The 26,633-nt window shown below is 54.8% G+C and carries 23 protein-coding genes; 13 read left to right on the plus strand and 10 right to left on the minus strand.

The window, feature by feature from the left end:
• Positions 1–32: 32 nt before the first annotated feature.
• Positions 33–1,502, minus strand: a complete 1,470-nt coding sequence (locus ACN9MQ_RS15195; RefSeq protein WP_020883191.1) for an amino acid permease — start codon at positions 1,500–1,502, stop codon at positions 33–35.
• A 171-nt stretch (positions 1,503–1,673) separates the two neighbouring features.
• Positions 1,674–2,540 carry a DNA-binding transcriptional regulator YeiE gene (yieE, locus tag ACN9MQ_RS15200; RefSeq protein WP_014170915.1) on the minus strand — a complete coding sequence of 289 codons (867 nt, stop codon included), beginning with the start codon at positions 2,538–2,540 and terminating at the stop codon, positions 1,674–1,676.
• Between the two features lie 98 nt (positions 2,541–2,638).
• On the opposite strand from yieE, the gene ACN9MQ_RS15205 reads away from it, so the two are divergent.
• Together ACN9MQ_RS15205 and nfo are read left to right on the plus strand one after the other, a co-directional pair.
• Positions 2,639–3,685: a YeiH family protein gene (locus tag ACN9MQ_RS15205; protein ID WP_040017996.1), complete on the plus strand. Its 1,047-nt coding sequence runs from the start codon at positions 2,639–2,641 to the stop codon at positions 3,683–3,685.
• A gap of 64 nt (positions 3,686–3,749) precedes the next feature.
• Complete coding sequence (nfo, locus tag ACN9MQ_RS15210) at positions 3,750–4,607, plus strand: deoxyribonuclease IV (RefSeq protein ID WP_014170917.1); 858 nt, start codon at positions 3,750–3,752, stop codon at positions 4,605–4,607.
• Positions 4,608–4,654: 47 nt separating this feature from the next.
• Here nfo and fruA read toward each other — a convergent pair whose 3' ends face one another.
• From fruA to fruB, 3 genes are read right to left on the minus strand one after another with little or no spacing between them, the layout of a single operon-like run.
• Positions 4,655–6,337 (minus strand): PTS fructose transporter subunit IIBC, encoded by a 1,683-nt coding sequence (gene fruA, locus ACN9MQ_RS15215; RefSeq protein ID WP_426021374.1) that lies wholly within the window; start codon positions 6,335–6,337, stop codon positions 4,655–4,657.
• 16 nt (positions 6,338–6,353) lie between these two features.
• Complete coding sequence (gene fruK / locus ACN9MQ_RS15220) at positions 6,354–7,292, minus strand: 1-phosphofructokinase (protein ID WP_014170919.1); 939 nt, start codon at positions 7,290–7,292, stop codon at positions 6,354–6,356.
• Positions 7,292–8,422 carry a fused PTS fructose transporter subunit IIA/HPr protein gene (gene fruB / locus ACN9MQ_RS15225; RefSeq protein WP_426021373.1) on the minus strand — a complete coding sequence of 377 codons (1,131 nt, stop codon included), beginning with the start codon at positions 8,420–8,422 and terminating at the stop codon, positions 7,292–7,294. Before fruB ends, fruK begins: the two co-directional genes overlap by 1 nt.
• Before the next feature lie 360 nt (positions 8,423–8,782).
• Here fruB and setB point away from each other — a divergent pair, with 360 nt between their 5' ends.
• Entirely contained in the window at positions 8,783–9,964 is a 1,182-nt protein-coding gene (setB, locus tag ACN9MQ_RS15230) for a sugar efflux transporter SetB (RefSeq protein ID WP_020883187.1), read from the plus strand.
• On the opposite strand, the gene ACN9MQ_RS15235 is transcribed toward setB, so the two are convergent.
• Entirely contained in the window at positions 9,961–10,215 is a 255-nt protein-coding gene (locus ACN9MQ_RS15235) for a zinc/iron-chelating domain-containing protein (RefSeq protein WP_020883186.1), read from the minus strand. The two genes, setB and ACN9MQ_RS15235, sit on opposite strands and share 4 nt — an antisense overlap.
• A gap of 164 nt (positions 10,216–10,379) precedes the next feature.
• Here ACN9MQ_RS15235 and yeiP point away from each other — a divergent pair, with 164 nt between their 5' ends.
• Entirely contained in the window at positions 10,380–10,952 is a 573-nt protein-coding gene (gene yeiP, locus ACN9MQ_RS15240; RefSeq protein ID WP_008500940.1) for an elongation factor P-like protein YeiP, read from the plus strand.
• Between the two features lie 43 nt (positions 10,953–10,995).
• Here yeiP and uxuA read toward each other — a convergent pair whose 3' ends face one another.
• On the minus strand, positions 10,996–12,186 hold the full coding sequence (uxuA, locus tag ACN9MQ_RS15245) for a mannonate dehydratase (RefSeq protein ID WP_426021371.1): 1,191 nt from the start codon (positions 12,184–12,186) through the stop codon (positions 10,996–10,998).
• A 204-nt stretch (positions 12,187–12,390) separates the two neighbouring features.
• Between uxuA and ACN9MQ_RS15250 the strand changes: the two genes are divergently transcribed.
• The 9 genes from ACN9MQ_RS15250 to yejF all read left to right on the plus strand — a co-directional run bounded on the left by ACN9MQ_RS15250 (position 12,391) and on the right by yejF (position 23,971).
• Positions 12,391–13,857 carry a mannitol dehydrogenase family protein gene (locus tag ACN9MQ_RS15250; RefSeq protein WP_426021370.1) on the plus strand — a complete coding sequence of 489 codons (1,467 nt, stop codon included), beginning with the start codon at positions 12,391–12,393 and terminating at the stop codon, positions 13,855–13,857.
• A 123-nt stretch (positions 13,858–13,980) separates the two neighbouring features.
• Complete coding sequence (locus ACN9MQ_RS15255) at positions 13,981–14,967, plus strand: CobW family GTP-binding protein (protein ID WP_426021369.1); 987 nt, start codon at positions 13,981–13,983, stop codon at positions 14,965–14,967.
• 33 nt (positions 14,968–15,000) lie between these two features.
• Positions 15,001–15,714: a phosphatase PAP2 family protein gene (locus ACN9MQ_RS15260; protein ID WP_025203633.1), complete on the plus strand. Its 714-nt coding sequence runs from the start codon at positions 15,001–15,003 to the stop codon at positions 15,712–15,714.
• Between the two features lie 416 nt (positions 15,715–16,130).
• Positions 16,131–16,700 carry a bifunctional murein DD-endopeptidase/murein LD-carboxypeptidase gene (gene mepS, locus ACN9MQ_RS15265; RefSeq protein ID WP_014170930.1) on the plus strand — a complete coding sequence of 190 codons (570 nt, stop codon included), beginning with the start codon at positions 16,131–16,133 and terminating at the stop codon, positions 16,698–16,700.
• 126 nt (positions 16,701–16,826) lie between these two features.
• Complete coding sequence (locus ACN9MQ_RS15270) at positions 16,827–18,368, plus strand: cyclic di-GMP phosphodiesterase (protein ID WP_020883182.1); 1,542 nt, start codon at positions 16,827–16,829, stop codon at positions 18,366–18,368.
• 77 nt (positions 18,369–18,445) lie between these two features.
• A complete protein-coding gene (locus tag ACN9MQ_RS15275) occupies positions 18,446–20,251 on the plus strand; it encodes an extracellular solute-binding protein (protein WP_426021368.1) in 1,806 nt (601 codons plus the stop codon).
• Positions 20,252–20,260: 9 nt separating this feature from the next.
• On the plus strand, positions 20,261–21,355 hold the full coding sequence (locus tag ACN9MQ_RS15280; RefSeq protein ID WP_014170933.1) for a microcin C ABC transporter permease YejB: 1,095 nt from the start codon (positions 20,261–20,263) through the stop codon (positions 21,353–21,355).
• Positions 21,355–22,380 (plus strand): ABC transporter permease, encoded by a 1,026-nt coding sequence (locus ACN9MQ_RS15285; RefSeq protein ID WP_014170934.1) that lies wholly within the window; start codon positions 21,355–21,357, stop codon positions 22,378–22,380. Before ACN9MQ_RS15280 ends, ACN9MQ_RS15285 begins: the two co-directional genes overlap by 1 nt.
• A 1-nt stretch (position 22,381) precedes the next feature.
• The gene (yejF, locus tag ACN9MQ_RS15290; protein ID WP_040018007.1) at positions 22,382–23,971 is read left to right on the plus strand and encodes a microcin C ABC transporter ATP-binding protein YejF; all 1,590 of its coding nucleotides are present in this window, start codon (positions 22,382–22,384) and stop codon (positions 23,969–23,971) included.
• Between the two features lie 3 nt (positions 23,972–23,974).
• Here yejF and ACN9MQ_RS15295 read toward each other — a convergent pair whose 3' ends face one another.
• The 3 genes from ACN9MQ_RS15295 to rsuA all read right to left on the minus strand — a co-directional run bounded on the left by ACN9MQ_RS15295 (position 23,975) and on the right by rsuA (position 26,519).
• A complete protein-coding gene (locus tag ACN9MQ_RS15295; protein WP_014170936.1) occupies positions 23,975–24,319 on the minus strand; it encodes a YejG family protein in 345 nt (114 codons plus the stop codon).
• Between the two features lie 280 nt (positions 24,320–24,599).
• Complete coding sequence (locus ACN9MQ_RS15300; protein ID WP_079231849.1) at positions 24,600–25,796, minus strand: Bcr/CflA family multidrug efflux MFS transporter; 1,197 nt, start codon at positions 25,794–25,796, stop codon at positions 24,600–24,602.
• A gap of 15 nt (positions 25,797–25,811) precedes the next feature.
• Complete coding sequence (gene rsuA / locus ACN9MQ_RS15305) at positions 25,812–26,519, minus strand: 16S rRNA pseudouridine(516) synthase RsuA (protein ID WP_014170938.1); 708 nt, start codon at positions 26,517–26,519, stop codon at positions 25,812–25,814.
• Between the last annotated feature and the right edge of the window lie 114 nt (positions 26,520–26,633).

Consider the following 26,633-nt stretch of genomic DNA (forward strand, 5'->3'; position numbering starts at 1 on the left):
CAACCGAGCGGGCTAAAAGAGAGGAAGTGCGGTTATTGTTTTACGCGTCCCGGGAATTCCATTTCACTGTAGCGAACAAAGCGCGTCCCCTTCGTCAGTTTGTAACCAAACCAGATTATCAGGAACAACGGAATACCGATGTAGGTAGCCGTTACACCACCCCAGTCGATACGGTCCGCAAGGAACGCTTCATAGTTCTGTCCCAGCGTAATAATCAGGCACAGAATGAAGGCGAAAATAGGCCCCAGCGGGAAGAACCCTGAGCGATACGGCAGGTCATTGATGTCATGACCTTGCATAACGTAACCGCGACGGAAGCGATAGTGGCTGATAGCAATCCCGAGCCAGGCGATAAAGCCCGTCATACCGGACGTATTGAGCAGCCACAGGTACACCGTCTGGTTGCCAAACATGGAGGTCAGGAAGCACAGGCCGGCAATCACCGTTGTGGCATACAGGGCGTTACGCGGTACACCGCCACGGGACAGCTTAGAAAAAATGCGTGGCGCTTTGCCGTCGCATGCCAGGGTATAGAGCATACGGGTAGACGCATACATGCCGGAATTACCCGCTGAGAGCACGGCGGTCAGGATAACGGCGTTCATTACCGCCGCGGCGGAGAGCAGACCGGCATGCTGGAAGACCAGCGTGAACGGGCTAACGCTGATGTCTTTCACATCATTGCGCAGCAGGCTTGGATCGGTGTAAGGAATGATCAGGCTGATAATCAAAATCGCAAACACATAGAACAGCAGGATACGCCAGAATACCTGACGCACCGCGCGTGGAATGTTCTTCTCCGGGTTCTCGGATTCACCGGCAGCAATCCCGATCAGCTCGGTTCCCTGGAAGGAGAAGCCGACAATCATCGCCACGCCAATCATGGCCGAGAATCCACCCGCAAATGGCGCATCGCCAATGCTCCAGTTACTCCATCCTGCAGGTTGAGCGCCTTTGAAAATACCAACGATCATCGCCACACCGACGACGATAAAGATGATGACGGTTGCCACTTTGATCAAAGAGAACCAGTATTCCGCTTCGCCAAAACCACGCACGGAGATGTAGTTGAGCAGGAAGATCACCGCCAGGAACAGCGCACTCCAGATCCAGCCTGGCGTGTCCGGGAACCACCAGTTCATCACCAATTGTGCGGCGACCAGGTCAACGGCGATAGTAACGGCCCAGTTGTACCAGTAGTTCCAGCCCAGCGCGAAGCCGAAGCCTTCTTCAACGTATTTTTGACCGTAGGTCGAAAACGAACCGGATACCGGCATGTACGCCGCCAGTTCGCCCAGACTGGTCATCAGGAAGTACACCATCAGGCCAATCAGGATATAAGAGAAAAGTGCCCCACCCGGGCCGGCTGCCGAAATTGTTGCGCCAGAGGCAACAAAAAGACCTGTACCGATTGAACCGCCGATAGCGATCATCGTCAGGTGACGCGCCTTAAGTTCGCGACGTAGCGCGGGCGCTTCTGTGGTTTTAATTTCTGAAACCATGTGAAAATGCTGTCCCTTCAACAAATGAGGCGCGATTGTAGCAGACGATACGCGTTCCTTCCGGCAGAAATGCTCAGTTATAAGAGAGCTTCATGACTCGGCCAGGATTATAAGTAAAGCACGCATCTGCATCTCCCCTCTCCCAACGGAGAGAGGATCCGCATTGCGGGTTTACATGTCGCAATAGCGCAGAAAACGCTGCAGCGAGCTGGAAAGGTGTTTCTGACGATGATGAATGCACCACAACGTGCGCACCAGTTTAGGCAACGGGAGCGGTATTTCGACCAGCGTGCCGGCCTCAAGCTGTTCAGCAATCACCCGCCGCGAGAGACAGCTGATGCCCAGCCCATGACGGACCGCGTGTTTGATGGCTTCCGAGTTGCCCAGCTCCATACTCAGCCGGAAATGCGGCAGGTGAGAGAGCAGCAGGTAATCGACAATTTCACGGGTACCGGAGCCCTGTTCCCGGAGGATCCACTGCGCCTGAGCCAGCCGTTCCAGCGTCACTTCACCCTGTAATAAAGAAGAGGCTGGCGAGGCGAACACCACCAGCTCATCTTCCAGCCAGGGTTCAGCAATGATATCGACGTTGTGACACGGCCCTTCAATCAAACCGATGTCCACGCGGAAATCGATCACCGCATTGATGACATCCTGGCTATTGCCAACGCTCATCTCCAGCGGCAGGGTCGGGAAATCCCGGCGATAGCGGGCAATCACTTCCGGCAGAATGTAATTGCCGATCGTACTGCTGGCGTAAACGCGGATGGCCCCGTTCTCTTCGCGGAACAGCTGTTCAATTTCAGTTGCCTGCTCCAGCAGTGCCAGCGCGCGCGGGTACAGCAGGCGGCCATGTTCATTGACGACCAGCCGTTTCCCCACTCTGTCGAAAAGCTGAACCCCCAGTTGCCCTTCCAGATCGGTCAGGGCTGCGCTTACCGCGGACTGGGACAGCGCCAGCATTTGCGAGGCCTGCGTCGTCGACCCGCTTTTCAGCACTTCGGCAAAAACTTCCAGCTGACGCAACGTAATGTGCATGGTCACTTACCACTTATATAGATTAATTATAAGTATATAATCAATTTTATTTTTAAGCCACAACGCCGTAACCTTTTAGCCAGATAAAGGAGAAGGTTATGTCAGAACACACCTTACAGCATCAACGTACATTGTGGCACTTCGTGCCGGGTCTTGCGCTCAGCGCGGTGATAACTGGCGTAGCGTTATGGGGCGGCAGCATTCCGGCCGTCGCCGGGGCAGGTTTTAGTGCCTTAACGCTGGCAATATTGCTCGGCATGGTGGTGGGAAATACCGTTTACCCCCATATCTGGAAGTCCTGTGATGGCGGGGTTATTTTCGCCAAACAGCATCTGCTGCGCCTCGGGATTATCCTTTACGGCTTCCGCCTGACCTTTTCACAGATTGCGGATGTCGGCGTCAGCGGGATCGCTATTGACGTCCTGACCCTGACCAGCACCTTTTTACTGGCCTGCTTTATCGGCCAGAAAGTGTTTGGGCTGGATAAACAAACCAGCTGGCTGATTGGTGCCGGCAGCAGTATCTGCGGGGCTGCCGCGGTACTGGCAACCGAACCTGTCGTTAAGGCAGAATCCAGCAAAGTGACGGTTGCCGTCGCGACCGTGGTTATTTTCGGTACGCTGGCGATTTTCCTCTACCCGGCCATGTACCCGCTGGTTGCGCACTGGTTTAGTCCGGAGACCTACGGCATTTATATTGGTTCAACCATGCATGAAGTGGCTCAGGTGGTGGCGGCGGGTCACGCCATTAATCCGGATGCGGAAAATGCCGCGGTCATTGCCAAAATGCTGCGCGTCATGATGCTGGCTCCGTTCCTGATTATCCTGGCCGCTCGCGTAAAACAACTCGCGCCGGCAGGCAGCAGCCAGAAGAGTAAAATCACCATTCCGTGGTTTGCGATTCTTTTCATCGTGGTGGCGGTATTTAACTCCTTCCACCTGCTGCCGAAAGCCGTGGTGGATATGCTGGTCACGCTGGATACCGTCCTGCTGGCGATGGCGATGGCGGCGCTCGGGGTCACGACACACGTGAGCGCGCTGAAAAAAGCAGGTGCAAAACCGCTGCTGATGGCGCTGGTACTCTTCATCTGGCTGATCGTTGGCGGCGGTGCGATTAACCTCGCGGTACATAGCCTGATGGCATAAACCACTTCATCCTTCTCCTGTTAACCCGCTATCATACGTATTTCGGGTTAACAGGAGTCCCTTTATGAAATATGTTGGAGCGCACGTCAGCGCTGCAGGTGGCCTTGCGAATGCCGCCATTCGCGCCGCCGAAATTGAGGCGACCGCTTTCGCCCTGTTCACCAAGAACCAGCGCCAGTGGCGCGCCGCCCCGCTCACCTCTGAAGTGATTGATGATTTCAAAGCCGCCTGTGAGAAATACCACTACGGGCCGGGTCAAATCCTTCCCCACGACAGCTATCTCATTAACCTCGGCCATCCCGTGCAGGAGGCGCTGGAGAAATCCCGCGAGGCTTTTCTTGATGAAGTGCAGCGCTGCGAGCAGCTTGGGCTGACGCTGTTGAACTTCCATCCGGGAAGTCATCTGATGCAGATTGACGAAGATGCCTGTCTGGCGCGCATTGCCGAATCCATCAACATCACGCTGGATAAAACCCAGGGCGTGACGGCGGTCATCGAGAACACCGCCGGTCAGGGCAGTAACCTCGGCTTTAAGTTCGAACATCTGGCGGCCATTATTGACGGCGTGGAGGATAAATCCCGCGTGGGCGTATGTATTGATACCTGCCATGCCTTTGCCGCGGGTTACGATCTGCGAACGCTTGATGAGACGAAAAAGACCTTCGATGAGTTTGAACGCATTGTGGGCTTCAAGTATCTGCGCGGAATGCACTTGAACGATGCGAAAAGCGCGTTTGGCAGTCGCGTGGACCGCCATCACAGCCTCGGTGAAGGCAATATCGGCCACGATGCGTTCCGCTTTATTATGCAGGATGCCCGTTTCGACGGTATCCCGATGGTGCTGGAAACCATTAATCCGGACATCTGGGCAGAAGAGATTGCCTGGCTGAAGGCACAGCAAACCGCTGAACAGGCGGCATAAAAAAAGCCGGGTCGCATAAGCACCCGGCTTTTTTATTGTTTTACCGCTTACGCCGCTTTCGCGATCCCTTCCGCTTCCGGACGTTTCAGCACCGCGTAAGAGAGACCTGCCACCAGCGTACCGGCCACAATCGCCAGCAGATAACCCAGCACTGGCGTGATTGCACCTGGGATCAGCAGCACGAACAGACCGCCGTGTGGTGCCATCAGTTTCGCGCCAACCGCCATGGAGATAGCACCGGTTACCGCGCCCCCCACGATACAGCATGGCAGCACGCGCATTGGGTCACGCGCCGCGAACGGAATTGCCCCTTCGGTGATAAAGCACAGGCCAAGTACCAGGGCGGCTTTCCCCCCTTCCTGCTGCGCTTTGTCGAACTTACGACGTGCAATGATGGTTGCCAGGCCAAGAGCCAATGGTGGCACCATACCGGCCGCCATAATCGCTGCCATTGGCGCGTAGGTCTGGGTACTCAGCAGGCCAACACCGAATGCGTATGCTGCTTTGTTCACCGGGCCACCCATGTCGGTACACATCATGCCACCGAGAATAGCTCCCAGCAGTACCGCATTCGCGGTACCCATGGTTTGCAGCCAGTGGGTCAGACCCGCCAGGATACCCGCTACAGGTTTACCGATGAGGTAAATCATCGCCAGGCCCACCACCAGGCTGGAAATCAACGGGATGATCAGGATCGGTTTCAGCGCTTCCATACTCTGCGGCAGTTTCAGCTTCGAGCTGATAAGCTTCGCAACGTAACCCGCCAGGAAACCGGCAATGATACCGCCGATAAAGCCAGAACCGGTGCTGACCGCCAGCATACCGCCGATAAGACCCGGCGTCAGGCCCGGACGGTCAGCGATGGAGAAGGCGATAAAGCCTGCCAGCACCGGCACCATCAGGGCAAACGCGGAACCACCACCAATCTGCATCAGGGCAGCAGCCAGCGTGCCTTCTTCTTTAAACGCGGTAATACCAAACGCGAACGAGAGGGCAATACACAGACCGCCCGCCACCACCATCGGCAGCATATAAGACACGCCGGTCAGCAGATGGCGATAGGCGCCAGCTGACTCTTTCTTACCTTCCGTCGCAGTTTGCGTGGACCCCGTTGCCTGATACGGCTTCGCTTCCACCAGCGCTTTATCAAACTCCTGAGCGGTCTTTTTCAGCGCCAGGCCCGTTGACGTGCGGTACATCGGCTTACCGGCAAATTTCGCCAGGTCCACTTCGATGTCAGCCGCAACCATCACCAGATCGGCTTCAGCCACCTCTTCAGGGGTGATTGCGTTGCCCGCACCAACGGATCCACGTGTTTCAACTTTTACCCACCAGCCGCGTTTTTTCGCTTCGGTTTCAATGGCTTCAGCTGCCATAAAGGTATGAGCCACGCCCGTCGGGCAGGCCGTGATCGCCACGATACGTTTTGGTCCGGACGCGGCAACTGGCGCCGCGACCGGTGCGCTGTAAACAGACGCATGACCTTTCGCTTCGCTCAGGAACAGTTCCGGGTGTGCCACCGCGCGATTGATGTCGCCCAGCCACACTTTTTTGCCATTCAGCGCACTGTCAGCGGGAATTTTATCACCCAGAACAATCACCATTTCGGCGTCGCCCGGGTTATCCGTCATCTCGAGATGTGCTTTGTTCGCCGCCGCTCCCAGCAAGGTCTTCGCCATATAGGCGCGAGCCTGTCCGAGACCGGAGTCAATGATCAGCAGCGTTTTCATTATTCCTCTCCTGCTGTTAGTTAAAAGGTTTTAAGTCAACGCGCGCCATCATCGCGGCTAACTGGGTACGATCGGTAATACCGACATTGCTCTGGCTAACGGCCAGGGCAGCAACGGCGGTGGCAAGACGTAAAGTATGTTCACTGGATTCACGCATCAGCAGGCCATAAATCAGACCGCCAACCATTGAATCCCCTGCGCCAACGGTGCTGACAACGTCAACCGATGGCGGTTTGGCGATCCATTCGCCAGAAGCGTTAACCCACAGCGCCCCTTCTGCACCAAGAGAGATAACCACGTGAGCGATACCCTGCTCGCGCAGCGCATGGGCAGCGTCAATCACATCTTTTAATTCTGGCAGCTTACGGCCAGCCCAGATCTCCAGTTCGCGGCGATTCGGCTTCACCAGCCACGGCGAGGCTTTCAGGCCGGCGACCAGCGCGTCACGGCTGCTGTCAAAAATAATGCATGGGCACTGGCTTCGCAGACGCGTCATCCAGTCGGTGAACGCTTCCGGGCTCACGCCGGACGGCAGGCTGCCGCTGACGCAGACCATGTCGAACTGACCAAGCCAGGTCAGAGAGTCGTTCACGAAGCGCTCCCAGTCTGACGGAGTCACCTCGAAGCCTGAGAAGTTCAGATCGGTCACTTCGCCGTCTTTCTCCGTCAGCTTGACGTTGATACGGGTACGGCCCTGAACAACCTGAAAACGATTAGCAATCCCCAGTTCGCTGAACAGCTGCTGGAAACCATCCTGGTTATCTTTACCGAGGAATCCGCCCACGGTGACATCGATACCGAGATCCTTGAGCACTTTCGCGACGTTAATCCCTTTACCTGCAGCATGCAGGCCAGTGGTACGCACGAGGTTTACTTCGCCGCGCTCAATCTCCGGGCAAAACCCCACCAGGTCGTATGCCGGGTTCAGCGTAATAGTCGCAACACGTCTGCTCATTATGCGCCCTCCCCCAGACCTGCCGCGATGGCGTCGCCAATCGCTTTCAGCGCCTGTTCAGCATCAGCACCCTGTGCGGTAAAGCGCAGACGGTGACCTTTCTTCACGCCCAGCGCGACAACTTTCATCAGGCTACGGCCGTTGGCCGGTTTGCCCGTGCCATCAAGGTTAGTCACGGTAATCTCACTTTCGAATTGTTTAATGGTATTCACCAGCATGGTGCCAGGACGGGCATGCAGGCCGTGCTCGTTACGCACTACAAACTCAGCGGTCAGCACGTCATCAGTCAGCACATTATCGCTGGTCAGCAGCGCCAGCAGCGTGCTTGCGTCAGCGTTCAACAGTTTTTCAGCCTTGTCATTCAGCAGCAGATCGCCAAGACGTTTTAGCGCGGAAACCGGCTGTTCATCGGTCATCGCGACGGTGACCAGCATTGCAGCGTGCGCGCCCTCAACGTCAAACGCGTTGGCCGCGCGGCTCACCGCGATAGCGCTGCGCAGGTTGCCTTCAGCACTGTCGTTCAGCCAGATACCTTGTCCCAGGTTCAGCGGCTTCTCATTGATAACGCGCGTGATAAAGGACGCGTCTACCGCACCGGCTTCTTTCAGACGGCCTGCGTTCAGCGCCTGCAGCGTGACCAGATCGCTCGCCACAACATCCAGGGTCAATGTTTCATTATCCAGTTTCAGCGCTTCACTCTGTTTTTCGCCCATCAGCAACGCGCGCAGCTCTTCCGCCGTCGTCGCGGACTTCAGCTGTTCAGCCACCGAATCATCGCTCAGCACATGCGTCAGCTGACGCAGCAGGCCCAGGTGCTCGTCGCTGCTGGCAGCGATACCGATTGCCACGTAAGCAACCTGACCGTCGCCCCACACCACACCCTGAGGGAACTGATAAACCTGAACGCCGGTTTTCAGCACCTGATCGCGGGTGTCCGTTGTACCGTGCGGAATGGCGATACCATTGCCGAGGAAAGTGGAGGTCTGCTGCTCGCGCGCCAGCATGCCGTTAACGTAGCCGTCCGCGACATTACCCGCCTGCACAAGGGCAGCGGCAACCTGGCGAATGGCCTCTTCTTTGTTCCCGGCCTGAGCGCCCGGGTGGATATCCTGAACAGATAACTGGAACATGGTTCTCCTCTCCTGCTGAACTTGAATCGTTTCAGCTTAAATGAGAAAAAATGCGCTAGCCTGCTCCGTTTGTTAAAACAAGATAGCGCTGAAACGTTTCAAAAAGTCTTGCGCTTTCTGCTTAACCTTGCAAGAAAAGTTACAAATGGCGATGCAGAATTTAGAGATACAGCACATTTCTTCTTCGATCAGCTGAATCTTGCTGACGTTCAGCACGTCAGTTTCAGCTAAGTTCAGCCCGAGCCTGTTAATTGAAATGGCATTTTGATTTTTCGTGGCGAAATTGACCGCAGTACCTGTTTATTTTCTGACAAGCGTCGTACACTCCGCGTCTCTTTATGACTTGCTGATACTGAAAGTATGCATAACACCCCTGCCGCCGCCTCGCCAAAACCCTTTGATTTGACGTCCACGGCGTTTTTGATTGTTGCCTTCCTTACCGGCATTGCCGGGGCGTTACAGACGCCCACGTTGAGCCTGTTTCTGACCAATGAAGTCCACGCCCGTCCGGCAATGGTTGGCTTCTTTTTTACCGGCAGTGCCATCATCGGCATTCTGGTGAGTCAGTTTCTGGCGGGGCGTTCCGACAGAAAAGGCGATCGTAAAAGTCTGATCGTCTTTTGCTGCCTTCTCGGGGTGTTTGCCTGCGTGTTGTTTGCTTTTAACCGCAACTATTTCATCCTGCTGTTCGTGGGGGTGTTCCTGAGCAGCTTCGGTTCCACGGCGAACCCGCAGATGTTCGCCCTCGCCCGCGAGCACGCCGACCATACCGGTCGTGAAGCGGTGATGTTCAGCTCTATTCTGCGTGCCCAGGTGTCGCTGGCATGGGTCATTGGCCCGCCGCTGGCGTATGCCCTGGCGATGGGGTTTGGCTTTACGGTGATGTACCTGAGTGCGGCTGTCGCGTTTGTGGTGTGCGGCACCATGGTGTGGTTCTTCCTGCCGTCGATGCGCAAAGAGCCTAAAGTGGCTTCAGGCGTACTGGAAGCCCCGCGCCGTAACCGTCGTGATGCGCTGCTCCTGTTTGTTATCTGTACGTTGATGTGGGGAACAAACAGCCTTTATATTATCAACATGCCGCTGTTTATTATTGATGAGCTGCATCTGCCAGAGAAGCTGGCGGGCATTATGATGGGAACCGCGGCCGGGCTTGAGATCCCGACCATGCTCATCGCGGGCTATTACGCGAAGCGTTTCGGAAAGCGTTTTTTAATGCGCATCGCGGCTGTCGCAGGACTGCTGTTCTATATCGGTATGCTGACGGTGCACACGCCGGGACTCTTGCTGGCATTGCAGCTTCTCAACGCCATTTATATCGGCATACTCGCCGGGATTGGCATGCTCTACTTCCAGGACCTGATGCCAGGCCAGGCAGGCTCCGCCACCACCCTTTATACCAATACCACTCGCGTGGGCTGGATTATTGCAGGTTCAATGGCTGGCATCGTGGCCGAGATCTGGAGCTATCACACGGTATTCTGGATTGCGCTGGTGATGTGTACGCTGACGATAGCGTGTCTGGTGCGAATTAAGGACGTTTAAGGGGCGGTGAGCGCTTCCAGCTCAAGAAGGTAGGTGATCGCCTGTGTGCGCGTGCTGCCGCACATCTCCGCGGACGGCTGAAGGCCGGAACAGACTTTCGGGCGCAGCGGGGAACCAAAGATCATGCACAGGTTATTTTCAGCAAGCTGCACACAGCGGGTATTGGCAGGTTTGCCGTCCGGCATGCCAGGAATGGGGCTTGAAATGGACGGTGCGGTACAACACGCGCCACAATCGGGACGACAATCCATACAGGCTCTCTTTCGCTGAAGAACGCCCGCGCAGTCGGGCATTGCGCGCACAGTAACACCTTTTGTGTATTGATAGCAAAAGCCACGAATTCCGCTTGCCTGAAAGGCCGAGCACGAGTAATTTGGCGCGATATTTTTTACCACCCGTAAACAGGATTACTGCAATGCCAAGAGCGAACGAAATTAAGAAAGGTATGGTACTGAATTACAACGGCAAGCTGCTGATTGTGAAAGATATCGATATTCAGGCCCCGAGCGCCCGTGGTGCAGCAACGCTGTACAAAATGCGTTTCGCCGATGTGCGTACCGGTCTGAAAGTGGAAGAACGTTTTAAAGGTGACGATATCGTTGATACCGTGACCCTGACCCGCCGCTATGTTGATTTTTCCTACATTGATGGCAACGAATACGTGTTCATGGATAAAGAAGATTACACCCCGTATATCTTCACCAAAGATCAGATTGAAGAAGAACTCCTCTTCATTCCTGAAGGCGGGATGCCTGACATGCAGGTTCTGACCTGGGATGGCGTGCTGCTGGCGCTGGAGCTGCCGCAGACCGTGGATCTGGAAATCGTGGAAACGGCTCCGGGCATCAAAGGTGCATCCGCAAGTGCCCGCAACAAACCAGCAACCCTGACGACCGGTCTGGTGGTGCAGGTGCCAGAATACCTCTCCGCGGGCGAGAAAATCCGCATCCATATCGAAGAAAAACGCTATATGGGTCGCGCAGACTAATGCGCTATTCGCCCGGTGGCACTACGCCACCGGGCAACAGACGTTACAGCAGTTCCGGGTATTTCGTCATCTTCAGCGCCAGCTCAACGCCCCGCACCTCCGCCATGCCTTTCAGACGACCAATCGCCGAATAACCTGGGTTCGTTTTCTTACGCAGATCGTCCAGCATCTGGTGACCATGATCGGGACGGAACGGGATAGGACGAACGTCACCCGAGTGCTTACGACGTACCTCTTCCGCCAGAATCGCATCCACTACCGCGACCATATTCACATCGCCGCCCAGGTGCGCTGCTTCATGGAAGGTTTTTGGATTATCCTCACGACAGGTCGCACGCAGATGCGTGAAGTGAATACGATCGCCGAAGGTTTCAATCATCTGCACCAGATCGTTATCCGCACGCACGCCGTAAGAGCCGGTACACATGGTGAATCCGTTATAGATACTGTCCACGGTCTCTTTCAGCCACTGCATATCTTCAATCGTGGACACGATACGCGGTAAACCGAGAATAGGACGCGGAGGATCGTCCGGGTGCACAGCCAGGCGTACGCCCGCTTCTTCCGCTACCGGTACGATAGCGCGCAGGAAAAACGCCATGTTTTCACGCAGCTGGTTTTTATCAATATTCCCGTATTCCGCCAGACGCGCGCGGAACTGATCCAGCGTATAGCCCTCTTCAGCGCCCGGCAGGCCAGCAATAATATTGCGGGTCAGCTTTTCAATCTCGGCGTCACTGGCTGCGTTAAACCACGCGAGCGCCTGCTGCTGCTCTTCAGCCGTGTAATCGGCTTCTGCACCAGGACGTTTCAGGATGTGCAGCTCAAATGCGGCAAAGGCAATCTGATCGAAACGTAATGCTTTTGAACCGTCCGGCAACGTGTACTCAAGATCGGTGCGCGTCCAGTCAAGAATGGGCATGAAGTTATAGCAAACAGTATCAATACCGCAGGCCGCCAGGTGACGAATGCTCTGCTGGTAGTTGGCAATCCAGGTCTGGTAATTACCTGAATGGGTTTTGATATCTTCGTGAACCGGGATACTTTCCACCACAGACCAGGTCAGGCCTTTTTCCGCCAGCAGCGCCTGACGCTTTTTGATTTCTTCAATCGGCCATACCTGACCATTAGGAATGTGATGCAGCGCCGTCACGACACCCGTTGCGCCAGCCTGACGCACATCATCAAGAGAAACCGGATCGTTCGGCCCGTACCAACGCCAGGTCTGTTCCATTGCCTCACCTCTAAAGTTGTTATACCAATATGGATGACTACGATGACGACTACCATACATGTTTGCCGTAAAGGGTCAACACACCACCACACATTGATTGATCAAACTCACACTTCGGGGATATTTACGGCTCACCAATTTAATTTGCTGTCATATAACTTTACACTGGCGTTGTTAATTAATGGTTAATCAGGTGTGTATTTCATGAAGACAATTGCCTCCACCTCGCTTCCTGCCCATGTCCAGCTCCCTCGCTACGATCGTAAGCAGTTACGCTCTCGCATCGTCCATTTTGGCTTTGGCGCATTTCACCGTGCGCATCAGGCCTTGTTAACAAACCGGGTGCTGAATGAGAAAGGCGGCGACTGGGGTATTTGTGAGATTAGCCTCTTCAGCGGCGACGTGCTGATGAGCCAGTTGCGCGCACAGGATCATCTCTTCACCGTGCTGGAAAAAGGGGCGGAGGGAAACCAGCCGATTATCGTCGGTGCCGTCCATGAATGTCTGAACGCAAAACTGGATTCTCTGCCCGCCATCATTGAGAAATTTTGTGAACCTCAGGTCGCCATTGTGTCGCTCACCATCACAGAGAAAGGTTATTGCATCGATCCCGCCACCGGTAATCTGGATTTGCGCAACTCCCGGATCGTTCACGATCTGGAGAACCCGTCTGAACCGCACTCCGCGCCCGGGATCCTGGTCGAGGCGCTCCACCGCCGCCGTGAACGCGGTTTGTCCGCTTTTACCGTCCTCTCCTGCGACAACATCCCTGATAACGGCCATGTGGTGAAAAACGCGGTACTGGGGATGGCCCAGAAACGCGACCCGGCGCTGGCAGAGTGGATTGATTCACATGTGAGCTTTCCGGGGACCATGGTCGACCGAATTGTCCCCGCCGCGACCGAGGCGTCGCTGGCAGAAATCACGCAGGAGCTTGGAGTAGAAGATCCTTGTGCCATCAGCTGCGAACCGTTTATTCAGTGGGTAGTGGAAGACAACTTTGTTGCCGGACGCCCGGCATGGGAAGTGGCTGGCGTACAAATGGTGCAGGACGTGCTGCCGTGGGAACAGATGAAGTTGCGCATGCTCAACGGCAGCCACTCTTTCCTCGCGTATCTGGGCTACCTCGCCGGGTATGCGCACATCAACGAATGTATGGAAGACACCGCTTTTCGCGAAGCCGCACGTCGGTTAATGCTGAATGAGCAGGCTCCTACGCTGCGTATTAAGGATGTCGACCTCACGGCTTATGCCGATAGTCTGCTTGAACGCTTTGCCAATCCGGCACTGCAGCACCGGACCTGGCAAATTGCGATGGACGGAAGCCAGAAATTGCCGCAGCGCATGCTGGATGGGATCCGCATCCATCTTGAACGTAAAACCGCGTGGCCGCTGCTGGCCCTGGGCGTTGCAGGCTGGATCCGCTACGTCAGCGGAACCGACGAGCGTGGCGACGCAATTGATGTGCGCGATCCGCTGAGCGATAAAATCCGCACCCTTGTTGCAGCCAGCAGCGACGCTGAGCGCGTCAACGCCCTGCTGGGGCTGAGTGAAATCTTTGGTCACGATCTCGCACAAAATAGCATTTTCGTGGAGGCCATCAGCCAGGCCTATCAGCGCATCGCCCGCCATGGCGCGCGTCAGGCTGTTATCGAAACGTTAAATATTTAGCGATTATTGCGCTTAAGGCGAACGGCGATTGCCTCCGTTCGCCCTCCCCCTTCTCATTGCGCCCGTTTTTCGCCAGGATGATGGATAATTGTTATAGCATCACAATTATCGACTGGAGCGCACGTGACCAAAACCAACCTCATTACCGGTTTTCTCGGCAGCGGTAAAACCACCTCAATTCTCCACCTGCTGGCCAATAAGGATCCGGCAGAAAAATGGGCCGTACTGGTCAATGAATTTGGCGAAGTGGGTATTGATGGCGCATTACTGGCAGACAGCGGCGCGATGATCAGAGAGATCCCCGGAGGCTGCATGTGCTGCGTAAATGGTCTGCCAATGCAGGTCGGGCTGAATAAGCTGCTGCGTCAGGGCAAACCAGACCGTCTGCTGATTGAACCGACCGGGCTGGGTCATCCGAAGCAAATTCTCGATTTACTGACCGCGCCGGTCTACGAGCCGTGGATCGATCTGCGTGCCACGCTGTGCCTGCTGGACCCCCGTCAGCTGCTGGATGAAAAAGCCGTGACCAACGAGAACTTCCGCGACCAGCTCGCCTCGGCAGATATTATCGTCGCCAATAAAGAGGATCGCGCAACGGCGGAAAGCCAGTCCGCACTGGAGACATGGTGGCAGCACTTCGGTGGCAACCGTCAGCGGGTGCAGACCACCCAGGGGAAAATTGATAACGCCCTGCTTGACCTGCCTCGCCTGAACCTGGCGGCGCTCCCGGCAAGCGCGGAACATGCCCACAGCCATCCGCAAAAACAGGGTCTGGCTGCCCTGAGTCTGCCGGAACACCAGCGCTGGCGTCGTAACCTTAACAGCGGCCAGGGCTATCAGGCCTGCGGATGGATTTTCGATGCGGATACCGTATTCGACACCATCGGCATACTCGAATGGGCCAGACTGGCTCCGGTCGATCGTGTTAAAGGGATCATGCGCACCCCGGACGGGCTGGTGCGGATCAACCGTCAGGGCGAAGATTTCTTTATCGAAACGCAAAATGTGGCGCCACCTGATAGCCGAATAGAGTTAATTAGTGCGGTTAACGCCGACTGGAATGCCCTGCAGTCCAGCCTGTTGAAGCTTCGTTTAAGTTTGGGCGGCTAACGTTGCCCCAGATTTCACTCTATGCTGAATGTTATGACGACTCGACTTCCCCTGATATTACTGCTTAATGTCGCCGGTCTGGCGCTCTTTTTCTCCTGGTATATCCCGGCGAATCATGGTGTCTGGTTTCCGCTGGATTCTGCCATTTTTCACTTCTTCAACCAGGAGCTGGTGAAGAGCGAAGCCTTCCTGTGGCTGGTTGCTATCACGAATAACCGTGCCTTTGACGGCTGCTCGCTGCTGGCGATGGGCGGCCTGATGCTCTCTTTCTGGCTGAAAGAGGACAAAACAGGACGCCGCCGTATTCTGATTATTGGTTTGATGATGTTGCTGCTTGCGGTGGTAATTAACCAGCTGGCAACGGCCATTATTCCGGTTAAGCGTTCCAGCCCAACGCTCTTCTTCCCCGATATTTATCGCGTCAGCGAGCTGCTGCATATTCCAACGAAAGATGCGTCGAAGGCCAGTTTCCCGGGCGATCACGGAATGATGCTGCTTATTTTTTCCGGCGTGATGCTCCGCTATTTCGGCCGAAAAGCCTTTGCGATAGCCCTGATTATTTTTGTGGTTTTTGCCTTCCCACGGGTAATGATTGGCGCTCACTGGTTCACTGATATTGCAGTCGGTTCGCTCTCTTCTGTGCTGGTTGCGCTGCCGTGGTGTCTGATGACACCGCTGAGCGACAAGATAATAGCCGTGTTCGATCGCTACCTCCCCGGCAAAACGCAACAAATCAGAAACCAATAATTAACCTTAATTAACACTATGCATCAGGGATCGTTTTGATCCTTGATGCATTTTTCTCCCCTTTCGTCCCCTCCCGTCATCATTTCGTCACAATATTCGTGATAAAAATGAATGTGTTGCACGGTTTTTAACCTCAATCGCGCACATTTTGAACAATTATCAATTTTTACTTTCTGTATCACAATTTCTTATAAAAAAAAGGCTTTTTTTGCTCGCAATACCCCAGGCAATCGGTTAATCTCGAACTCGTTTTGCCCCATAGAGATAATTATTTCGCTGGTGAATAAATTTGTGCGCTACGCCACAAATGTGATCAGAAAGAATTGTCTCATTGTGAACAGATAATTAGTCTCGTCACGTTTGGCATTTTTTATAACGATATTTGTCGTTAAGGACTTCAAGGGATAATAAACAAAATGGTCAAATCTCAACCGATTTTGAGATATATCTTACGGGGGATCCCGGCGATAGCAGTGGCGGTACTGTTATCTGCATGTAGTACATCGAACACCGCAAAGAATATGCATCCTGAGACGCGTGTTGTGGGAATGGAAGATTCCTCGTCACTGCAAGCCTCTCAGGATGAATTTGAAAATATGGTACGTAATCTGGACGTGAAGTCCCGTATTATGGACCAGTATGCTGACTGGAAAGGCGTGCGTTATCGTCTTGGCGGCAGCACCAAAAAAGGCATTGATTGTTCCGGTTTCGTACAGCGTACTTTCCGTGAGCAGTTTGGGTTAGACCTTCCGCGTTCAACTTACGAACAGCAGGAGATGGGCAAGTCGATTTCACGCACTAAACTGCGCACCGGGGATTTAGTCCTGTTCCGTGCGGGTTCGACAGGTCGACATGTTGGCATTTACATTGGCAATGACCAGTTTGTACATGCCTCCACCAGCAGCGGTGTGACCATTTCCAGCATGAACGAACCTTACTGGAAGAAGCGCTATAACGAAGCGCGCCGCGTACTGACCCGCAGTTAAAATAATCATTGTATCGTTGGTTATCCCTTGGCCGGCGATATGATAAAAAAAGCACTGCTTCGGCGGTGTTTTTTTTTGCCCGTTACACTGAATACATTCAGCGGCAATCCAGGAACCACGACGTCTATGTTCACCCGCTACTTCTCCAGTAATCGCAAGATACTTTTCCTCAGCCTTATCACCGGCCTGATCACAGCCCTGCTCCTGGGTTCATTGCAATTTTTCTGGAGCTACCACAAGCGGGAAGTCAGATTCGACACCCTGATTGACGACGTGAGCATCTACATGGAAAGCTACTTCGATGAGTTGAAAAGCTCTATCGATCTCCTTCAGCCGCTCACGCTGAACAGCTGCCACGACGTCAACGCTGAGCTGACCTCTCGCGCGGCCTTTAGCCTTAACGTGCGCGCCTTTTTGCTGGTCAGGGATAAACTGGCGTACTGCTCTTCAGCCACCGGTCCGATGAACGTCCCGATGGAAGAACTGATACCCGAGCTGCACATTGATAAACAGATTGATATGGCGTTACTGCCGGGTACACCGATGATGCCGCACAGACCCGCGATTGCCATCTGGTATCGAAATCCGCTGGTGAAGGATGGCGGCGTGTTTACTTCGGTAAACATCAACCTGACTCCGTATATGCTTTACACCGCACGCCAGAACGAGTTCGCGGGCATTGCCATCATCATTGGCGACAATGCGTTGTCGACCAGGTCCGCCACACTGGTTAAGGCACAGGATTTACATGAAACGCCGGCACGCACCGCGACCCTAAAAGAGGTTCCGCTGACGATCAAACTGTACGCCGAAGAGTGGACGAGCGATGAAATCCTGTTCGCGGTGTTCTTTGGACTGGTCTGCGGGATCGCGGCCGGCTCGCTTAATTTCTATATCCTCACCACGCGTCTTAACCCAGGCAAAGAGATCCTGAGCGCCATTAAACGCGGTCAGTTTTATGTGGTGTATCAGCCTGTTGTGGATGCCGAGACGCTGCAAATGCGTGGTGTCGAAGTCCTGATGCGCTGGAAACACCCGACGATGGGGGAAATTCCGCCTGATGCCTTTATCAACTTCGCCGAAGCGCAGAAGCTGATTGTGCCGCTGACGCTGCATCTCTTTGACCTCATCATCCGCGACGCGCCGGTATTGCAGACCCTTCTGCCACCGGGCGCAAAACTGGGCATTAACATTGCGCCGGGGCATCTTCATGCGGAAAGCTTCAAAGAGGATATGCGCACTTTCCTGGACTTAATGCCGCCGGATCATTTCCAGATTGTGCTGGAAATCACCGAACGCGATATGGTTAACCATCGGGAAGCCAACAATCTTTTCGAATGGCTGCACAATGAAGGCTTTGAAATTGCGATTGATGATTTTGGTACCGGCCACAGTGCGCTGATTTACCTTGAGCGTTTCACCATGGATTACATCAAAATTGACCGGGGTTTTGTCAACGCGATTGGGACGGAAACCGTGACCTCCCCGGTGCTTGATGCCGTACTCACCCTGGCAAGACGACTGAATATGTCGACCGTCGCCGAAGGGGTGGAGACGCCGGAGCAGGCAGCCTGGCTGCGCGAACATGGCGTTGTTTTCCTTCAGGGTTACTGGATTAGCCGCCCGATGCCGCTGGAGCAGTTCCGCCAATGGCAGCCTGAACGTTGAATGATTTCACATTGCCCGTGACGTCACTTATTATTCAGCTTAACTGAGCCGGTCAGTCGAAAGGGAGCCGCCGCGAGATGCTTATGCGCTTTATGTTGCTGCTGTTGGCATTAACGAGCCTGTCCAGCCAGGCGCAAACCATCAAAGAGAACATCGCGTTCTCTGTGATTGGTGAGCCAAAGTACGCGGTCAATTTTACGCACTTTGATTACGTCAACCCTGGCGCGCCAAAAGGCGGGAACGTGACCCTCTCCGCCACAGGGACGTTCGACAACTTCAACCGCTTCGCCCTGCGCGGCGTGGCGGCAGCGCGAACAGAATCGCTCTACGATACGCTGTTTGTTACGTCTGATGATGAACCCGGCAGTTACTACCCGCTGATTGCCGACAACGTACGTTACGCGGATAACTTCGCGTGGGCGGAAATTTCGATTAACCCACGGGCGCGTTTTCACGATGGGACGCCGGTCAAAGCCAGCGACATTGCCTTCACATTTCACAAATTTATGACTGAGGGCGTTCCCCAGTTCCGCATTGTCTACAAAGGCGTTACGGTCAAAGCCATTGCCCCGCTCACGGTGCGTATTGAGCTGAGTGAGCCGAATAAAGAGAATATGCTCAGCCTGTTCTCCCTGCCCGTGATGCCTGAATCGTTCTGGAAAGATCACAAACTTAGCGACCCGCTCTCCACGCCCCCGCTGGCGGGTGGCCCATACCGCATAACCGACTGGCGCATGGGGCAGTATGTTGTCTATTCCCGGGTCAAAGACTACTGGGCGGCAAACCTGCCGGTAAACCGGGGCCGCTGGAATTTCGATACCCTTCGCTACGATTACTATCTTGACGATAACGTAGCATTTGAAGCATTCAAAGCCGGTGCGTTCGATATGCGCATGGAGAGCAGCGCTAAAAACTGGGCGACACGGTATATCGGCAAAAACTTCGCTAACGGGTATATCGTTAAAGACGAGCATAAAAACGCGTCCGCTCAGGATACGCGCTGGCTGGCGTTTAATATTCAGCGTCCGGTATTTACTGACCGCCGGGTGCGGGAAGCCATTACCCTGGCCTTTGATTTTGAATGGATGAACAAAGCGCTATTTTACGGCGCTTACAGCCGGGCAAATAGCTATTTCCAGAACACTGAATATGCCGCTCGCGATTACCCAAAAGCGGACGAACTTGTCCTGCTGGCACCGTTGAAAGCAGAACTGCCACCGGAGGTGTTCACGACGGTATTTCAGCCTCCGGCGTCAAAGGGTGACGGCTACGATCGCGACAACCTGCTTAAAGCCAGCAAGCTGCTGGATGACGCAGGCTGGCCACTGAAGAATCAAAAACGCGTCGATTCCAGAACGGGCAAACCGTTAAGCTTTGAGCTGCTGCTTGCGTCCGGAAGCAACGATCAGTGGGTGCTGCCGTTTAAGCACAATCTTGAACGGCTGGGGATTACCATGAACATTCGCCAGGTCGACAACGCGCAGCTCACCAACCGCAAACGCAGCCGTGATTACGACATGATGCAAACCCTGTGGCCCGCGCAGCCGTGGCCCAGTTCGGATCTGCAAATCTCCTGGGCATCCAGCTATATCGACTCCTCCTACAATGCGCCGGGGGTGAAAAGCCCGGCGATTGATGCCTTGATTGCGAAAATTGTGGCGGCGCAGGGTGATAAAGAAAAACTCCTGCCGCTGGGACGCGCCCTCGACAGGGTCTTAACCTGGAATTACTACATGCTGCCAATGTGGTATATGGGCGAAGACCGGCTTGCGCGCTGGGACAAGTTCTCCGAGCCTGCCGTACGCCCTGTCTATTCACTGGGCTTCGACACCTGGTGGTATGACGTTAACAAAGCCGCCAGACTTCCCGCTGAGCGGCGATAAGGAATCATCATGGGTGCGTATCTGATCCGCCGTCTCCTGCTGATTATCCCGACCCTCTGGGCAATCATCACGATTAACTTTTTTATTGTGCAAATCGCGCCCGGCGGCCCGGTCGACCAGGCTATTGCAGCCATTGAATTTGGCAACAGCGGCGGCATGCCTGGCGGCGGTGGCGAAGGAATGGGCGCGAGCCATGCCCGCACCGGCCTGGGAAATATCAGTGAAAGCCATTATCGCGGCGGACGTGGCCTGGATCCGGAAGTCATCGCCGAGATCACCCATCGTTATGGCTTCGACAAACCGCTTCACGAGCGGTATTTCAACATGCTCTGGGACTACCTCCGCTTTGATTTTGGCGACAGCCTGTTTCGCAGCGCGTCAGTTTTAACATTGATTAAGCAAAGTCTGCCGGTGTCGATTACCCTGGGGCTGTGGGGAACGTTGATTATTTATCTCGTCTCTATTCCCCTGGGGATCCGTAAAGCGGTTCACAACGGCAGCCGCTTCGATGTCTGGAGCAGCACGTTTATCATCATCGGCTATGCCATTCCGGCGTTTCTGTTTGCCGTTCTGTTGATTGTCTTTTTTGCCGGTGGCAGCTATTTCGATATCTTTCCGCTACGGGGGCTGGTGTCAGCGGATTTCAGCACCCTGCCCTGGTACAAGAAGATCACCGATTATTTCTGGCACATCACGTTGCCGGTGCTTGCGACCGTCATTGGCGGCTTTGCGGCCCTGACCATGTTGACCAAAAACGCCTTTCTCGATGAAATCCGTAAACAGTACGTTGTGACTGCCCGTGCGAAGGGCGTGGGCGAAAAGCAGATCATGTGGAAACATGTCTTTCGCAACGCCATGCTGCTGGTGATTGCCGGATTTCCTGCCACGTTCATCAGTATGTTTTTTACCGGCTCGCTGCTGATAGAGGTGATGTTCTCTCTCAACGGACTGGGCTTGCTGGGATATGAAGCCACCGTGTCGCGCGATTATCCGGTCATGTTTGGCACACTTTATATCTTCACCCTGATTGGCCTGCTGCTGAATATCATCAGCGATATCAGCTATACGCTGGTTGATCCCCGAATTGATTTTGAGGGCCGCTGATGCCGCGTTTAAGCCCCGTCAACCAGGCCCGATGGGCCCGTTTTCGCCACAACCGCCGCGGCTACTGGTCGCTGTGGATCTTTGCCGTCCTGTTTGTCTTAAGCATGTGTTCGGAACTGATTGCCAACGATAAACCGCTGCTGGTGCACTTTAACGACCGCTGGTATGTGCCCGTTCTCACCCAATACAGCGAAAGCGATTTTGGTGGCCCGTTTGCGACGCCCGCTGAATATCAGGATCCGTGGCTTCGCCAACAAATTGAACAGCACGGCTGGGCACTCTGGGCGCCGGTGCGTTTTGGCGCAAACAGCATTAACTTTGCGACCACCACCCCCTTCCCTTCCCCGCCTTCCGCGCAAAACTGGCTGGGAACGGATGCCAACGGCGGCGATGTGCTGGCACGCATCCTCTATGGCACGCGGATCTCGATCCTCTTTGGGCTGATGCTGACCGTCTTTTCCAGCGTGATGGGCGTGGTAGCAGGTGCCGTTCAGGGCTACTACGGCGGGAAAATCGACCTGTGGGGTCAACGTTTTATTGAGGTCTGGTCAGGCATGCCGACGCTGTTTCTGATCATTCTGCTTTCAAGCGTGGTACAGCCAAACTTCTGGTGGCTGTTAGGCATTACCGTCATCTTCGGCTGGATGGCGCTGGTAGGCGTGGTGCGGGCGGAATTTCTGCGCACCCGTAATTACGATTACATTCGCGCTGCCCAGGTGCTGGGGGTGAGCGACCGCGGGATCATTTTCCGCCATATGCTTCCTAACGCCGTGGTAGCGACCCTCACTTTCCTGCCGTTTATTCTGTGCAGTTCCATCACTACCCTCACCTCGCTTGATTTCCTTGGCTTCGGGCTCCCTCTCGGTTCCCCGTCGCTCGGCGAGCTACTGCTGCAGGGCAAGAACAACCTGCAGGCACCGTGGTTAGGCATCACCGCCTTTCTTGCCGTGGCCGTGCTGCTTTCACTGCTGATTTTTATTGGCGAAGCCGTGCGCGATGCTTTTGATCCCAACAAGGCGGTATAAGATGACGCAGCCCCTTCTCAGTATTGATAACCTGTCGATTGCCTTTTCAAAACAGGGTGAGGCGCGTACCGTGGTCACGGAGTTGTCGCTGCAGATCCAGCGCGGCGAAACGCTGGCGCTGGTAGGCGAGTCAGGCTCTGGCAAGAGCGTATCGGCACTGTCGATCCTGCGCCTGCTTCCGTCTCCGCCCGTCAGCTATCCGCAAGGCGACATTCTGTTTCACGGTCGCTCGCTGCTGCATGCCGATGAAAAAACCCTGCGCGGAATTCGCGGCAATAACATTGCCATGATTTTCCAGGAGCCGATGGTCTCCCTTAACCCGCTGCACACGCTGGAAAAACAGCTCTATGAAGTGCTGTCCCTGCACCGGGGCATGCGCAAAGAGGCGGCGCGGGGGGAGATTCTGGATTGTCTTGAACGAACCGGCATTCGCAATGCCGCAAAACGGCTGAACGATTTTCCCCATCAGCTTTCCGGCGGCGAACGTCAGCGGGTGATGATTGCGATGGCCCTGCTCACGCGACCCGAACTGTTGATTGCCGATGAGCCCACCACCGCGCTGGACGTGACGGTGCAGGCGCAAATTCTGCGGCTGCTGCGGGAGCTGCGTGACGAACTGAACATGAGTCTGCTGTTTATCACCCATAACCTCAGCATTGTGAGAAAGCTCGCCGACAGCGTCGCCGTGATGCAAAACGGACGCTGCGTCGAGCAGAACACCGCAGCCACCCTGCTGAAAGCGCCTCAGCACCCCTATACGCAGCGTCTGCTTGATAGCGAGCCCACGGGTGACCCGGTTCCCCTGCCGGCTGACAGCGCGCCGTTGCTGCGCGTTGAGGGGCTGGGCGTGTCGTTTCCTGTTCGCAAAGGGATTCTGCGGCGCATCGTCGACCAGAATCCGGTATTGAAAAATATCCATTTTTCCCTGCGTCCGGGCGAATCGCTGGGGCTGGTGGGCGAGTCCGGTTCGGGGAAAAGCACCACCGGCCTGGCACTGCTGCGCTTAATCGCCTCGCAGGGTGAGATCCTCTTTGACGGTATGCCGCTGCACAACTGGAACCGTCGCCAGATGTTGCCCGTTCGTCCCCGCATGCAGGTTGTGTTTCAGGATCCAAACTCCTCGCTTAACCCACGGCTGAACGTATTACAGATTGTCGAAGAGGGTCTGCGCGTTCATCAGCCGGCATTGACCGTCCGGCAGCGGGAAGAAGAAGTGATACGCGTTATGGCAGAAGTTGGCTTAGATCCGGATACCCGGCACCGCTACCCGGCTGAATTTTCCGGCGGTCAGCGCCAGCGTATCGCCATTGCCCGCGCGCTGATCCTCAAACCGGAGCTGATCATTCTGGATGAACCGACGTCGTCGCTGGACAGAACCGTTCAGGCTCAGATCCTGGCATTACTGAAAGGATTGCAGGAAAAGCACAGGCTGGCCTATATCTTTATCAGCCATGATTTACAGGTTGTGCGGGCGTTATGCCATCAGGTGATTGTGTTGCGACAGGGAGAAGTGGTCGAACAGGGAGAGTGCCAGCGCGTATTTGCTGCGCCAACGCAGAGCTACACGCGCCAGCTGTTGTCCGCAGACTAGCGCTCAGAAAGGATACTGGCCCGAGAAAGGCTCAGCGATAGCAACACCAAAGTTTTTCAGACGGCAGGTCGCGGCAAATTCATCCTGGCTTTTCACGAACAGGCAGGGTTCACCTTCACACTCCAGTACGGAGCTGTCCACTTCAATATCCGTCAGGGCCTCGCTGAGACGCTCCATGACTCGCCATGCATTTTCGTCGCTCGGGCTCAGCAGCTTAAGTGCAACCAGACAATTCTCGCAACCCGCGACGCTTTGCGGAATCGGTTCAACTTTCGAACCTGCAAAACCCGCCGACCAGCGATAGCTCTGGGGCAAGCGATGGACTATGGAGAGTTGTAATGTATTCACGTTCGTTCCCCGGAAGCAAAATTTACTTCACAATTTATTTACATTTATAGTAACACATCATCGCCAGCCTGCACTATTCGGCGCTTTTTTATAGGTGTTCAGGCTCGCGTCGGCGCTATATGTACCCGTTTCTGCGATCTAACTCAACCTTTTTAAATACAATGATGTGACTTTTTACACAAATAGATTTTACATAAAAGAAACAAACACAGGGTAAACGAATGCAGCTTTGGTTGATGTGTGTCAACAAAAAAGGCCCTGACTGGGCCTTATTTGCGCGTTAGCTGACCACCTTTCGCGGCCGACTGGCGTAGAGATAGAAAAGAATGGAGCTGGTTGCACAAAACGCCATCGCCCACAGCATCGGCCAGGCCGTATTAAACGTGGCCATCGACAGTAACGCCCCGACGATGGCGCCGATGCCAAAGCGGAATGTTCCGGCCAGCGACGAGGCGGTGCCTGCCATATGCGGGAATTCGTCGAGGATCACCGCCATCGCATTGGAGGAAACCATCGACACGCAGCCGACGAAGGCCGCAACCCCCACCACCAGCGCCCAGAAGCCCACGCCTGTAAAAGCACTCAGCACCAGCCAGATAGCCATCACAAACTGGATCCAAAGCCCGGCGCGGAACATGTTCAACGCCCCGACTCGGCGGACAAAGCGGCTGTTAATGATGGTCATAATGAACAGGAAGACGATGTTGAGCGCAAAGTAATAACCGAAGTGCTGCGGAGAAACATGGTTCAATTCGATATAGACAAACGGCCCGGCGCTCAGGAATGAGAACATCCCGGCGAAGCTGAAACCGCTCGCCAGCATATAGCTCAGCACGCGCTTATGGCGAAACAGTGAGGCGAAATTCCCCATTGTGGTTCGGATGTGGAACTTCTGTCGGCGCTCCGCGGGTAGCGTTTCATCAATAAAGAAGAAGATCATTGCCGAGGCCAGCAGCGCGGCAAGCGCCAGGATCCAGAAAATCACATGCCAGCTGAACCATACCAGCACCGCACCGCCGGCCATAGGGGCCACCAGCGGTGCAATCGTCGTCACCAGCATCACAAACGACATCATCCGGGAGAACTCTTCTTTCGGGTAGATATCGCGCATCAGGGCATTGATCACCACGCTTGCCGCTGCCGCCGCCAGACCGTGGAAAAAGCGCATGACAATCAGTTGATCGATGGTTTGCGCCTGCGCACAGGCCACCGCCGCCCCTGCAAAAATCAGGGTCCCGCCAAGAATAACGGGCTTGCGGCCAAAGCTGTCCGCCATCGGGCCATAAAACAGCTGACCGAGGGCAAAACCGAGAATATAGGTGCTGAGCGTCATCTGCGCGCTGCCTGCCGGTACGCCAAACTGCGCGGAAATAACCGGCAGCGCAGGCAGATACATATCAATAGACAGCGGCATCAGCATGGCCAGCAGGCCAAGAATGAAGACGATTTTGAACGACGAGTGTGGCCTGGTGGTCACAGAGTTCTCCTGAAATTAATGCGAAGGCAGACCAACGCTGGCGATCTCTTCTTCCGTTAACGGGCGATATTCGCCGGGCGCCAGCTCAGGATCGAGTTCAATTGCGCCAATACGTTCACGATGCAGACCGACAACGTGGTTACCCACTGCGGCAAACATACGCTTCACCTGATGGTAGCGCCCTTCACTGATGGTCAGACGGACCTCGGTAGGCGCGATCACTTCAAGCACGGCAGGCCGGGTCAGATCTTTTTCATTATGCAACTGAACGCCGTTGGCAAATTGTTCTGCCGTGTCATCCGCGACCGGAGACTCCAGCGTCACCCGATACGTCTTCTCGCAGTGATGACGGGGAGACGTGATACGGTGCGACCACTGCCCGTCGTCGGTCATCAGCACCAGCCCGGTGGTGTCGATATCGAGACGGCCAGCGGCATGCAGCTTGTGCGCGACCGGTTCGTCGAGGAAATAAAGCACCGTTGGATGATCCGGATCGTCCGTAGAACAGACATAGCCTTCCGGCTTATTGAGCATGAAATAGCGCGGCCCGTGCTGTTGGGTCAGCGGGTTGCCGTCATATTCAACCTGATGGTCAGGCTGGAGTTTGAACGCAGTGTCTTTCACAATATCGCCATCCACGGTAACGCGGCTGGCGCGAATTTCACGCCCGGCAATAGCGCGGCTTACGCCGAGTTGCTGAGCGATAAACTTATCAAGTCGCATGAAATCTTTTTAGCCTTAATGGTGCTGGAAGTCGGACAACAGGTCCGAAAAAGAAGCAGTCTGGAATGGCTCAGTATAATGGTCTGGTTGCGCCACTCAAGGGAAAAAGTTTCG

The sequence above is a fragment of the Enterobacter sp. R-25 genome, from assembly GCF_049913205.1.
Classification (GTDB): domain Bacteria; phylum Pseudomonadota; class Gammaproteobacteria; order Enterobacterales; family Enterobacteriaceae; genus Enterobacter; species Enterobacter ludwigii.

What these genes read in the sequence shown, in the direction of transcription:
- yieE (WP_014170915.1), bottom strand. Translation starts at nt 2,540, where the DNA reads ATGCACATTACGTTGCGTCAGCTGGAAGTTTTTGCCGAAGTGCTGAAA.
- fruA (WP_426021374.1), bottom strand. Translation starts at nt 6,337, where the DNA reads ATGAAAACGCTGCTGATCATTGACTCCGGTCTCGGACAGGCTCGCGCC.
- ACN9MQ_RS15260 (WP_025203633.1), top strand. Translation starts at nt 15,001, where the DNA reads ATGACGACTCGACTTCCCCTGATATTACTGCTTAATGTCGCCGGTCTG.
- mepS (WP_014170930.1), top strand. Translation starts at nt 16,131, where the DNA reads ATGGTCAAATCTCAACCGATTTTGAGATATATCTTACGGGGGATCCCG.
- setB (WP_020883187.1), top strand. Translation starts at nt 8,783, where the DNA reads ATGCATAACACCCCTGCCGCCGCCTCGCCAAAACCCTTTGATTTGACG.
- fruB (WP_426021373.1), bottom strand. Translation starts at nt 8,422, where the DNA reads ATGTTCCAGTTATCTGTTCAGGATATCCACCCGGGCGCTCAGGCCGGG.
- uxuA (WP_426021371.1), bottom strand. Translation starts at nt 12,186, where the DNA reads ATGGAACAGACCTGGCGTTGGTACGGGCCGAACGATCCGGTTTCTCTT.
- yejF (WP_040018007.1), top strand. Translation starts at nt 22,382, where the DNA reads ATGACGCAGCCCCTTCTCAGTATTGATAACCTGTCGATTGCCTTTTCA.
- ACN9MQ_RS15270 (WP_020883182.1), top strand. Translation starts at nt 16,827, where the DNA reads ATGTTCACCCGCTACTTCTCCAGTAATCGCAAGATACTTTTCCTCAGC.
- ACN9MQ_RS15250 (WP_426021370.1), top strand. Translation starts at nt 12,391, where the DNA reads ATGAAGACAATTGCCTCCACCTCGCTTCCTGCCCATGTCCAGCTCCCT.
- ACN9MQ_RS15205 (WP_040017996.1), top strand. Translation starts at nt 2,639, where the DNA reads ATGTCAGAACACACCTTACAGCATCAACGTACATTGTGGCACTTCGTG.
- ACN9MQ_RS15285 (WP_014170934.1), top strand. Translation starts at nt 21,355, where the DNA reads ATGCCGCGTTTAAGCCCCGTCAACCAGGCCCGATGGGCCCGTTTTCGC.
- ACN9MQ_RS15275 (WP_426021368.1), top strand. Translation starts at nt 18,446, where the DNA reads ATGCTTATGCGCTTTATGTTGCTGCTGTTGGCATTAACGAGCCTGTCC.
- ACN9MQ_RS15280 (WP_014170933.1), top strand. Translation starts at nt 20,261, where the DNA reads ATGGGTGCGTATCTGATCCGCCGTCTCCTGCTGATTATCCCGACCCTC.
- fruK (WP_014170919.1), bottom strand. Translation starts at nt 7,292, where the DNA reads ATGAGCAGACGTGTTGCGACTATTACGCTGAACCCGGCATACGACCTG.
- yeiP (WP_008500940.1), top strand. Translation starts at nt 10,380, where the DNA reads ATGCCAAGAGCGAACGAAATTAAGAAAGGTATGGTACTGAATTACAAC.
- ACN9MQ_RS15195 (WP_020883191.1), bottom strand. Translation starts at nt 1,502, where the DNA reads ATGGTTTCAGAAATTAAAACCACAGAAGCGCCCGCGCTACGTCGCGAA.
- ACN9MQ_RS15235 (WP_020883186.1), bottom strand. Translation starts at nt 10,215, where the DNA reads ATGGATTGTCGTCCCGATTGTGGCGCGTGTTGTACCGCACCGTCCATT.
- nfo (WP_014170917.1), top strand. Translation starts at nt 3,750, where the DNA reads ATGAAATATGTTGGAGCGCACGTCAGCGCTGCAGGTGGCCTTGCGAAT.
- rsuA (WP_014170938.1), bottom strand. Translation starts at nt 26,519, where the DNA reads ATGCGACTTGATAAGTTTATCGCTCAGCAACTCGGCGTAAGCCGCGCT.